Source organism: Longimicrobium sp. (assembly GCF_035474595.1).
Taxonomy (GTDB): Bacteria; Gemmatimonadota; Gemmatimonadetes; order Longimicrobiales; family Longimicrobiaceae; genus Longimicrobium.
In genome coordinates this window covers 1-10,841 of the sequence record NZ_DATIND010000053.1, presented here as the reverse complement: position 1 = coordinate 10,841, position 10,841 = coordinate 1, and the positions used below count along the sequence as shown (strand labels likewise).

Here is a 10,841-nt window from a genome sequence, read left to right as displayed (position 1 = left end):
CCGCGCACCGATTCCGGTGCGAAACAGGACGAAACGGCACGCCCGGAGCTCCCCTGGACGCTGGGCCTGCTGACGACCCCCGGTTTGAGGAGTCGGGCGAAGCCCAAGCACTGTTTTTTAGCATCCTGCTAAGTCCTAAGTCCTAAGTCCTAAGTCCTAAGTCCTAAGTCCTAAGTCCTAAGTCCTAAGTGCCAAGTGCCAAGTGCCAAGTGCCAAGTGCCAAGTGCCAAGTGCCAAGTGCCGTAGGCACAACTCAGGACTTGGGACTTGGGACTTAGGACTTAGGACTTCTGTTTACACTCTCGCCCCCGCGCCCTCGTACATCGGCCCCGTCACCAGCTCGCCGTCGGTGATGACCTGGCGGTCCCACGGGTAGACGATGAGCTGGCCCGTTTCCATCCCGAAGTAGCTGGGGCGCCAGCCGCCGGGGCGCACGAACACGGCGGCGGTGCGCACGTCGGCCGGGCCGACCTCGCGGACCGCGGCCAAGGCCAGCCGCATGGTGTCGCCGCTGCCGGTGATCTCGTCCACGATCAGCACGCGCTTGCCGCGGCAGCGCACCGGCGTGGCCGACAGCACGCGCGGCTCCACCGTCATCGCCGCGCCGTCGCGCCGCGAGATCTTCATCGAGTCGAACTCGGCGTCGAGCATCGAGGCCAGCGTGGCGGCGGGGATCACCCCCGCGGTGGCCACGCCGATGACCAGGTCCGGCCGGTACTCGCGCGCCACGCGCACCGCCAGCGCGCGGCACATCTCGCCGAACAGCTCCCACGACAGCTCGAAGGTGCCCTGCGTCGCTGTCAGCGCCGGCGAGCCAGGGAACGGGTACGTGCGGGGCATGGCGGCACCTCTCCGTACGGGTGGGTGGAGCGAGGGGCGTGCACGTTACAAGTTCCGTTCCCCGAAGGGAAGAAAACGTTTGCCGTGATTCGATTTCAGCGTTGTCCCGGCGCCGCGCCGGCCGCGCACGTTCCCATCCGCCGGGCGATCACGATACCTTCCTCGTGCCGCCGCTGGAGTCGGGATTTCCCCGCATCTCCATCATCCCGATCTGCCGCTCGCCCGATTCCGATGCCACCTTCCGCGCCGAATCCCGCCGGCTACAGCGGGACGCCGCTCCCGAAGAAGCTCGGCATCAAGCCCGGCCACCGCCTGCGCATCCTCGACGCCCCGGCAGACTTCGCCGCGACGCTCGGCGAGCTGCCGGGAGACGTCATCAGGATTGGGGAGGATGACGATACGGCGGCGGGGCTGGACCTGATCGTCTTCTTCACCCTCTCCGCGGATGCGCTGCGGGCGCGGTTCGATGCCCTCGCGCGCTCCCTCCTCCCCGCGGGGATGCTGTGGATCGCGTGGCCGAAGAAGGCGTCCGGCGTGCGCACCGACCTCACCGAGGACGTCGTCCGGGAGATCGCGCTGGAGCGGGGGATGGTGGACGTGAAGGTGTGCGCCATCGACGCAACGTGGTCCGGGCTGAAGCTCGTCTACCGCCTGACGGACCGGCCGAAGTGAGGCAGCGGCCGCCGGAGGACGCTGCTCGCGCGCGGACCCGCGCGGCAGTACAATCTCCCGCATGGCAGATGCAGACCTCCGCGCGCGCGCCGACGAGCGCTTCGCCCGCGCGCTCCAGGAAGCGGGCGCGCGCGACCCGCGCGACTTCTATCGCAAGCAGATGGCGGCCCTGAAGGCGGCCAACCGCGAGGCGTACCAGCGCGCGGTGAGCTACTTCGAGGAACGCCTGATCCCCGCCGTGGCGGCCGACGACAGCGACCCGCTGGCCGAGTGGCTGGAGTACGGGCGCGTGCTGGCGAACCTGGCCACGCCCGGCCGCACGGTGCAGATCGACGCCGGCGGCCGCGCGGCCGACTACGCGCGTCCGGTGCCGCCCGGCTCGCTGGTGCTGCACCTTCCCGAACGCACGGGAGATACGGCAATTCCCGTCGGGCTCCCCACCACGCTGAGCCCGGCACAGCGCGCAAACTACGATCTCCTCGTGCGGCAGCAGCAGGGGTTGTAGGCGCCAAAGTCGAGGTGCGGCCGAAGCTTTGGCGCGCGTCCAAGCCTTCCCGGCGAATGAATTCGCGGGCAACAACAGCACAAAGTCCCTGCGGGACTGCTGCCTCGGCATCACCGCAACGCACCGAGGTTTGTGCCGCGATTAGTTCTCCCCTCCCCCGCGGAGCGGGCGGAGGGGCCGGGGGAGGGGACCAGCCGGGGCCGCGCCGAGGCTGGCGTCGCGCGCGGATGCAGAATTGCAAAAGCAGAGGAGCCGGCGGTCGCTTTGACCGCCGGCTCCTCTGCTTTTCTTCATCTCCCCGGCGCTCAGCCGGTGCTGGTGGCGTGGTCGGCTACGGGGAGGCGGATCTCGAAGCAGGCGCCGCCCAGCTCGTCGCCGGGGCGGTGGCGCACCCAGCCGCCCAGCTGCGACACCATCCAGGCCACGGCCGAGAGCCCCATCCCCCCACCCTCGGGGTCGGCGAACGGGGCGGGCTCGAAGAGGGTGGCGGCGCGCGCCAGGTCCAGCCCCGCGCCGTCGTCCTCGATGTCGATGCACACCACCGCCTCGGCGTCCTCGTCCATCCGCCGCGGGTCCTCCACGCTCACGCCCACCTGCACCTCGCTGCGGCAGTGGCGCATGGCGTTGGACAGCAGGTTCCACACGGAGCGGAAGAGGAACGACGCGCGCCCCTCCACCTCCACGGTGCCGGGAAGGTCGGTCTTCAGCCGCACCTCCACGCCGCGCGAGCCGGGGAAGAAGCGCCGCACCGCGCGCTCCACCTCCACGCCCACGTCGAAGCGCACCTCGGGGGAGAGCGCGCGCCCCTGCACCACGTCCAGCGTGTCGCGGACCATCAGGTTCAGGTCGGCGCTGGTCTCCACCACGTGCTCCAGGTCACCCGTGGCCGGGCGGCCGTCGCGGGCGTCGGCGGCGGCAAGGCGCGCGCGGGCCTCCAGCGCGCTCAGCCCCAGCGCCAGGTCGTGCATCAGCTCGGCCGAAACCTGCCCGAGCGCTTCCATGCGCTCGCGCAGCTGCAGGCCGCGGTAGTCGTCGTACGGGTTGGAACGGCTGCCGAATTCCATCGGTCCCTCGACCCGCCGTGAGAGGGTTCCCGGACACCCGGAACGGACTTCGCCGGGCACGGGGTGTGGGGCGCTTGCAAAGATAACCGTGGATGCAAGACGGTCGCCAGTCGCGTGGCGTCACTCCCTCGCCGCAGCCACGCGGAAGCGGCCGGCCAGCGCATCCAGATCCACCGCCGTTTCTGCTGTGCGCTGGCTGGTTTCGGCCAGCTGCCCGACCGCTGCCTGCTGGTTTTCGGTGGCCGCCGCCGCGTTCTCGGCGCGTTCCACGGCGGCCTGGGTGATCCCGCGGATGCGGCCCATCCCGTCGCGAATTGCGGCAAGTGCCGCGGCCTGCCGCTCCACGTCGGCGGTGATGCGCTCAATGAAGCGGACGGTGTGCTCCAGCCCGCTGACGATGGAGCCCAGCGAGTCGCGGCCGGCGTCGGCCACGTCGCCCACCCCGGCGATGCGGACGCTTCCCGCGCGCAGCCGCCCGCGCACGTCGGCGATCGCGGCGGCGGTGCGGTGCACCGTTCCCGCCACCTCGGCGGCGCTGGCGGCCGACTGCGTGGCCAGGTCGCGCACCTCGCCCGCCACCACGGCGAAGCCGCGCCCCTGCTCGCCGGCGCGCGCGGCCTCGATGGCGGCGTTCAGGGCCAGCAGGTTGGTCTGCTCGGCGATCTCCTGGATGGTGGTGACGAAGCCGGCCACGTGGCTTCCCGCCTCTTCCAGTGCGTCAATGGCCGTCTCCAGCCCGCCGTAGTCGTGGCGCAGCTCCATCAGCAGCCCGCCGGCGCGGCCGATGCGCTCGGCGTGCGCCCGCGCCTCACCCGCCATCTCCCGCGCCTCGCGGCTCGACGCCGCCGCCTGCTCGCGCAGCGCGTCGCCCTCGCGGCTCGCCGCGTCGACCGCGCCGCCGCTGGCCGCGATGAGCTGCAGCTGGTCGCGGGCCTCGCGCGCCACCTCGCCGGTCGACTGGCCGATGAGGGCCGCCGAGGCCTGCACCTCGTCGGCGGTCGACGCCAGGATGTCGGAAAGGCGGGCGAGGGCCCGGGCGCGCTCCTGGATCTCGCGCACCATCTCTCCCACCGCCTCGCTCATGCTGTTCACCGAGACGGAAAGGAAGCCGATGTCGTCCAGGTGGCGGCCGGGGAGCCGGGCGGTGAAATCGCCCCGCGCCGCGCCGGCCAGCGCATGGCGCACGCGGCGGAGGCGGCGGGTGTAGGCGGCGGGGCCCGCCATCGCCAGCCACCCGGTGCCCAGCAGGAAGAGCGTCTCGATGAGGATGACCACGGCCGCCCGCCCGTCTCCCCCGCGCAGCCCCAGCCAGCGGCCGAGAGGATACACGACGGCGGCGAGCGCGAGCTGGACCTGCGCCGCGCGCGGCATCCCCAGCGCGTACCCGCCCACGGCGAAGATCAGGTAGGGGAGGACGAGGTACCCCTGCGGCCCCAGCGCCCACGCGAACCCGCCGATCACCAGCACGTCGAGGGTGGAGATGAACCAGAACTGCCAGGGCGAGAACTTCCCCGCGCGGTGCAGCCCGGCGACCAGCGCGTTGCCGGTGAAGGTGGCGAGCGCCAGCGCCACCGCCGCGGCGAGGGTGATGCGGAGCGCGCCGGTGTAGTGGCCGGCCAGCGCCATCGCCACCGACAGGAAGCAGAGGAACCAGCGCTTGGCCAGGGCCTGCCGGTGGCGCTCGCGCATCACCAGCCAGCGCTCGCGCGCGAAGAGCGCGTCGAAGTCGGTGCCGCGGTCGGTCAAGTGTGGGAGCGGAGCGAAGATGGGGCTGCGGGACGGCGGGGAGGCAATGATGCCGCGCGCCCGGTGCCCCGTCAAGTGATTCACGGAGGATCTCTCACCGAGGTCACGGAGGTCACGGAGGTCACGGAGGTCACGGAGAAACGATCGCGCTCCTCCTCCGTCCCCCGCGGCCGCCGCGGGACGGCTGCCGCCTCGCCGCCATCGCGCGCAGCCGGTCCGCGACGCGGGCGATGACGGGCTCCCACTCGCCCGCGCGGGGCTGGCGGAACAGGCGCATGGTGGGGTACCACGGCGAGCCGTCGCGGGCGTCCATCCAGCGCCAGTCGCAGTCCGCGTGCAGCAGCGTCCATACGGGGACGCCGAGGGCGCCGGCGAGGTGCGCGGGCATGCTGTCCACGGTGACGACCAGGTCCAGCGCGCGCATCACCCGCGCGCACTCCGTCACGTCGTCCGAGCCGGAGACCACGCCGAATCCGTCCGGCGCCTCCGCGAGCGCATCGCCGCGCTGCAGGAGGTGGAGGGCGACGCCGGGGATCCCGGCGAGCGGGGCGAGGAGCGGGAAGGGGACGCTGCGCCGCTCGTCCCAATCCCCCGCCCGCCACACCAGCCCCACGGCGAGGCGGCCGTCCTTCGCGAGCGGCGCCGGATCGGCGTGGAGATAGGGAACGCGGTTGGGGAGGTCGTCCACCGTGCTGCGGAAGACGTGCGCGAGCTCCATCACCTCCACGTCCACATCGTACTCCGCCTCGCACTCGCCGTCGTGCAGCGGGAGGAGATGGTCGATCCCGCCGACTGTCCGTAGAAGGGGGATGAGCTGCGGCTGCGTCCAGACCGCCACCCCGGCGGCGATCGCTTTCACCAGCGGCGCGTAGCGGATGAACTGGAGGGTGTCGCCCAGGCCGTGGTAGCAGCGGACCAGGACGCGGCGGCCGTCCAGCGGCGTGCCGTCCCACACCCACTGCTCGTGGCGCGGACGGTTCCAGCACGGCACGCCGGCGTGCGCGCGCAGCACCGCGTCGCTCGCACGCCACGCCGCCGCGAAGTCGCCGCGGCGCATGGCGCGGAACCACGCCGCGCCGGCCCGCTCCTCGATCTCCACCCGCTCCACGTCCGCGCCCGGCAAGGCCGCCCTCCGCGTTCCGATTTTTCTCCGTCCGCACCGTGCGGAGCGCTTGCCGGTTCCGTGCCGCTACGCGTCCGCCGCGGGCTGGGGCTGCGGCGGCGGCGCAAAGCCGCGCGCGGCCTGCTCCTCGAACGCGCCGACGTCGGCGTAGTAGGCGCGGGCGATGGCCGGGTGGGCGGGATTCGTGTACAGCTCCGGCTTCGGCGCGTCGACCAGGTCGGCGATCTGCGTGGCGACCTCCTCGGCCGTCTGCGGCGCCATCGGGCCGGTGGGACGGATCCCCGGCGGCCCGCTCCCCGCGCCCAGCGCGTTGGTGGCGAAGTCGGTGCTCACGATCCCCGGCATCACCGTGGAGACGTGGATGCCGGGAAAGCTCTTCGCGAGGTCGACGCGCAGGTTGGCCGTGAGCGAGTTCAGCGCCGCCTTGGCCGCGCTGTAGACCGAGCGGTTGGTGGCGACGGGAACGCGGCCGAGGAAGGAGGAGATGTTGATCAGGTGGCCGGTTCCGCGCTCCTGGAAGTGCGGGAGGATGGCCTGCGCGCCGTAAACCGGCCCCTTCACGTTCACGGCGATCATCTCGTCGATGTCGTCGTCCGTCAGTTCGTGCACGGAGCGGTTGATGCCGCGCCCGGCGTTGTTGATCCACACGTCCACGCGTCCGAACGCCGCCAGCGCCTCGTCGCGCAGGCGCTCGACGTCCGCGCGCTTCGTGACGTCCGCGCGGACCACGTGCACGCGCCCGCCTGCCTCCGCGGCCACGGCGCGCAACGCGTCCTCGTTGCGCGCGGCCAGCACCAGCGCGTGCCCGCGCCGCCCCAGCTCGCGCGCGACCGCCGCCCCGATCCCGCCGCTCGCGCCGGTGATGACGACGACTTTCTCTCCCGACGATCCGTTCTCGGCCATGCTCCCGTCCCGCTTGAAAAGGTGTGGACGATGGCGACCGCAGGTCTCGTGCGAAGACGAATCCCCACCGCGTCTCGAGCATCGCAGGATCTCACGCGGAGACGCGGAGATTGCGGTTTACGGAATCGATTCGCGTCCGAAAGTCGGCGAACGCACGCGGAGCAGCTCGTCTCCCGTCTTCCGCAGGAGGTCCCAGGCGGCGCGGACATGGGGCTCCTGCGTGCGGAGATTGCCGATCGCCAGGCGCAGGGCGATGCGGCCGTGCAGGCGCGTGTGGGAGATGAAGATGCGCCCGCTCTCGTTCACCGCGGCCATGATCCGCTCGTTGTGCGCGTCCGTCTCTTCCTCGCCCATCCCCGCCGGGCGGTGGCGGAAGACGACCAGGCTGAGCGGCGTGGGCGCCATCCGCTCCCAGAACGGCTCCGCGTCGATCCACCCGGCCAGCTCCCGCGCCAGCCGCACGTGCTCGCGGATGCGCGCGGCCACGCCCTCGGCGCCGAAGTAGCGCAGCACGAACCACAGCTTCAGCGCGCGGAAGCGCTTGCCCAGCGCGGGGCCGTAGTCCATCAGGTTGGTGACGCTCGCGCCCTCCGGCGTGGCCAGGTAGTCGGGGACGAGGGAGAAGGCGCGGCGGCAGAGCTCCGGGTCGCGCAGATAGAGCACGGAGATGTCGATGGGCGTGAACAGCCACTTGTGCGGGTTGGTGACGACCGAGTCCGCCCGCTCGGCGCCGTCCAGGATCCACCGCAGCTCCGGCACCGCCGCCGCCGATCCGCCGTACGCCGCGTCCACGTGCAGCCACACCTTCCGCCGCGCGCACACGTCCGCGATGGCGGCGACGGGGTCGATGCTGCTGGTCGACGTGGTCCCCACCGTCGCCACGACGCAGAAGGGAAGCATCCCCGCCGCGCGGTCCTCCTCGATCGCCGCATCCAGCGCGGCGGCGTCCATGCGGAACTCGGCGTCGACCGGGATCTTCCGCAGCCCCTCCATCCCCAGGCCCAGGGTGATGCACGCCTTGTCGATGGACGAGTGCACCTGCTCCGAGGCGTAGACGCGCATCCGCGGCAGGTCGCGCCCGCTCATCCCCATCTCCCGCACCCCCACCCGCGCCGCCTCGCGCGCCGTGGCGATGGCGACCAGGGTGGAGATGGAGGCGGTGTCCTGGATCGTCCCCCGAAAGACCTCGGGGAGGCCGAGCATCTGCCGCAGCCAGTCCAGCGCCCGCTCCTCGACCTCGGTGACGGAGGGCGACGAGCGCCACAGCATCCCGTTCACGTTCAGCGCCGCCGCCATCATCTCGCCGATGATGCCGGGCCCGGAGCCGGTGATGGCGAAGTAGGCGAAGAAGCCGGGATGGTTCCAGTGCGTGATCCCCGGCATCACCACCCGTTCCACGTCGGCCAGCACGCCCGCGAAGTCCTCGCCCTGTGACGGTGGTGAGGGTGGGATGAGCGCGGCGACGTCGCCCGGCTGCACCCGCGAGAGGACGGGATGGCGCTCCACGCCGGCGAGGTAGTCCGCCATCCAGTCCACCGCGGCGTGGGCGTGGCGGCGGAACTCCTCGGGCGGCATGTCGCCCAGCACGGGGGCGGCGGAACGGGGCGCGGCGGCGGGCGGCGCGGGCTCGGTGGTGCTCATCAGGTTTTCGCGGCAAGGGGTCCGCGGTAACTTATCCGCCCCGCCGGGCGGACGCACGGCGACGCACGCATGCAATCCCGGGCCGATGCACATCCAGACTCCCCTGCACGTCCAGAAGGCGCTGGAAGACGGCGGCGCCGTGGTGGCGCTGGAATCCACCGTCATCGCCCACGGCCTTCCGCACCCGCGCAACCTGCAGGTGGCGCGCGAGCTGGAGGCCGAGGTGGCCGCGAACGGCGCCGTCCCCGCCACGGTCGGCGTCGTCGCCGGGCAGCCGGTCGTGGGGTTGTCGGAGGAGGAGATCGAGCGGCTGGGGACGGCCGAGGGCGTGCTGAAGCTGTCCACGCGCGACCTGCCGATCGCCATCGCGCGGAAGATGGACGGCGCGACGACGGTGGCGGCCACGATGTGGCTGGCGGACCTCGCGGGGGCGTCGGTGTTCGCGACCGGCGGGATTGGCGGGGTGCACCGCGGCGGCGCGCACGACGTCTCGGCCGACCTGGCGGAGCTGGGGCGCACGCGGATGCTGGTGGTCTGCGCCGGCGCCAAGGCGATCCTGGACCTCGCCGCGACGCGCGAGGCGCTGGAGACGGCGGGCGTGCTGGTGGCCGGATACGGGACGGACGAGCTGCCGGCCTTCTACTCGCGCGAGAGCGGGCTGGCGGTGGACGTGCGGGTGGATTCGCCGCGCGAGGTGGCCGACCTGTGGACGGCGCACGAGGAGATGAACCTTCCCGGCGCGCTCCTCCTCTGCGTTCCGCCGCCGCCGGAGCACGCCCTCCCCGCCGCCGAGGTGGAGACGGCGATCCGCGCCGCGCTGCAACAGGCGGACGCGCGCGGCATCCGCGGCAAGGAGGTGACGCCGTTCCTCCTCACCGCCGTGGCCGAGCGGACCGGCGGGCGGTCGCTGGAGGCGAACGTCGCCCTGCTGCGCAACAACGCCCGCGTGGCCGCGCAGGTGGCCGCCGCGCTGGCGGGGGATTGATGGCCGTGAATCGGGAATGGGCGCGGGTGCGGAAAGTTCCCGGCGCAACCGGTCACCGGCGACTGAAGTCGCAGCAACAACTACGGGAAGCCTCGCAAACTGCGCGAGGCTGTTCAGCCCGGAAGCCAGGTCCGGCTGCGGAGGGCGTCTCCCTTTCATCCTCCCTGGACGCGCGTATCGCGGGGACGACTCAGGATGACGTCATCGGGGGATCGGCGCGGGAAACACCGTCGGCGGTCACCGCGCGATGACGAAGGCAGAGCTGCGGGCCGAGGCGCGGCGGAGGCTGCGCGCGCTGGCGGACGCGGAGCGTGCGGCGGCCGAGGCGGCGCTGGACCGGCGCGTGTGGACGGTGCCGGAGATCGCGGCCGCGCGGACGCTTCTCCTCTTCGCGGACCTGCCGGAGGAGGTGACGACGGACGCCATCGCGGCCGAGGCGCTGCGGCGCGGCATCACCCTCGTCTACCCGCGCACGGTGCCGGAGACGCGGACGATGACGCTGCACCGCGTGGACTCGCTGGACCACCTGCTGACGGGGAACTACGGGATCCGCGAGCCGGACCCGGCGCGGTGCCCCGTCGTCGCGGAGGAATCGATCGAGGCGGCGCTGGTGCCGGGGCTGGCGTGGGACCGACGCGGAAACCGGCTCGGCCGTGGCGCCGGGTACTACGACCGGCTGTTCGGCGCGCCGGAGTGGCGGGGCTTCCGCTGCGGCATCTTCTTCTCCTTCCAGGAGATGCCGGAGATCCCCACCGAGCCGTGGGACCTGCCGCTCGACGCCGTCGTCACCGAGCTCGAGATCTGGCGGCGCTCGGGCCCACTCGCGCCTGCGCCCGGGACGTCATCCTGAGTCGAACACCGCGCTTCGCGCGACCACGATGGATGAAAGGGGGAGGCGTCCTCCAGAGCGAAACCGGCTGCCGAGCCGAACAGCCTCGCGCAGTTTGCGAGGCTTCCCGTAGTTGTTGCTGCGACTTTAGTCGCCGGTGAGGGGCAAGGCCGCGAACTTTCTATTCAGGCCGGCCACACCGTCGCTTGGCCGGTACGGACGGTTGCAGGCCGAAGGATCTATCCCATTCCAGCACGTCAGCCTGGGAACCGCGACCACGGCAGCCGTTGGGCGCGTTTCCGCGCCGCATGCTCATGAAGAGGCGATAGATCCTTCGGCCTGCAGAGATCCGCTTGGACGCACTTGGGTGTGGCCGGCCTGAATAGAAAGTCCCGGACGCAGCCGGTCACCGGCGACTGAAGTCGCAGCAACAACTACGGGAAGCCTCGCAAACTGCGCGAGGCTGATCCGCTCATTCTGTGGCATCAGCGCTCACGACCAATCTCCTTTCATCCTCCGTGGTCGCGCGCAGC

Annotated in this window: 10 protein-coding genes; 4 read left to right on the top strand and 6 right to left on the bottom strand. The window is 72.0% G+C overall.

The annotated features are described in order from the left end of the window. Positions 1–294: 294 nt before the first annotated feature. Positions 295–840, bottom strand: coding sequence for a phosphoribosyltransferase (locus tag VLK66_RS10130; RefSeq protein ID WP_325309286.1), 546 nt, complete (start codon positions 838–840; stop codon positions 295–297). 231 nt (positions 841–1,071) lie between these two features. On the opposite strand from VLK66_RS10130, the gene VLK66_RS10125 reads away from it, so the two are divergent. Both VLK66_RS10125 and VLK66_RS10120 read left to right on the top strand, forming a co-directional pair. Continuing rightward, entirely contained in the window at positions 1,072–1,512 is a 441-nt protein-coding gene (locus VLK66_RS10125; RefSeq protein ID WP_325309285.1) for a hypothetical protein, read from the top strand. A 61-nt stretch (positions 1,513–1,573) separates the two neighbouring features. Next, positions 1,574–2,017 (top strand): hypothetical protein, encoded by a 444-nt coding sequence (locus tag VLK66_RS10120; protein WP_325309284.1) that lies wholly within the window; start codon positions 1,574–1,576, stop codon positions 2,015–2,017. A gap of 305 nt (positions 2,018–2,322) precedes the next feature. Here VLK66_RS10120 and VLK66_RS10115 read toward each other — a convergent pair whose 3' ends face one another. The 5 genes from VLK66_RS10115 to VLK66_RS10095 all read right to left on the bottom strand — a co-directional run bounded on the left by VLK66_RS10115 (position 2,323) and on the right by VLK66_RS10095 (position 8,494). Then, the gene (locus VLK66_RS10115; RefSeq protein ID WP_325309283.1) at positions 2,323–3,081 is read right to left on the bottom strand and encodes a HAMP domain-containing sensor histidine kinase; all 759 of its coding nucleotides are present in this window, start codon (positions 3,079–3,081) and stop codon (positions 2,323–2,325) included. Positions 3,082–3,201: 120 nt separating this feature from the next. Further along, positions 3,202–4,827, bottom strand: coding sequence for a methyl-accepting chemotaxis protein (locus tag VLK66_RS10110; RefSeq protein WP_325309282.1), 1,626 nt, complete (start codon positions 4,825–4,827; stop codon positions 3,202–3,204). 130 nt (positions 4,828–4,957) lie between these two features. Continuing rightward, positions 4,958–5,950, bottom strand: coding sequence for a glycosyltransferase family 9 protein (locus VLK66_RS10105; protein WP_325309281.1), 993 nt, complete (start codon positions 5,948–5,950; stop codon positions 4,958–4,960). 66 nt (positions 5,951–6,016) lie between these two features. Next, positions 6,017–6,853 carry an SDR family oxidoreductase gene (locus VLK66_RS10100; protein ID WP_325309280.1) on the bottom strand — a complete coding sequence of 279 codons (837 nt, stop codon included), beginning with the start codon at positions 6,851–6,853 and terminating at the stop codon, positions 6,017–6,019. Between the two features lie 117 nt (positions 6,854–6,970). Continuing rightward, the gene (locus VLK66_RS10095; protein ID WP_325309279.1) at positions 6,971–8,494 is read right to left on the bottom strand and encodes a pyridoxal phosphate-dependent decarboxylase family protein; all 1,524 of its coding nucleotides are present in this window, start codon (positions 8,492–8,494) and stop codon (positions 6,971–6,973) included. 85 nt (positions 8,495–8,579) lie between these two features. Between VLK66_RS10095 and VLK66_RS10090 the strand changes: the two genes are divergently transcribed. Together VLK66_RS10090 and VLK66_RS10085 are read left to right on the top strand one after the other, a co-directional pair. Beyond that, positions 8,580–9,479, top strand: coding sequence for a pseudouridine-5'-phosphate glycosidase (locus VLK66_RS10090; RefSeq protein WP_325309278.1), 900 nt, complete (start codon positions 8,580–8,582; stop codon positions 9,477–9,479). 247 nt (positions 9,480–9,726) lie between these two features. Then, the gene (locus tag VLK66_RS10085) at positions 9,727–10,329 is read left to right on the top strand and encodes a 5-formyltetrahydrofolate cyclo-ligase (protein ID WP_325309277.1); all 603 of its coding nucleotides are present in this window, start codon (positions 9,727–9,729) and stop codon (positions 10,327–10,329) included. Positions 10,330–10,841 lie beyond the last annotated feature (512 nt).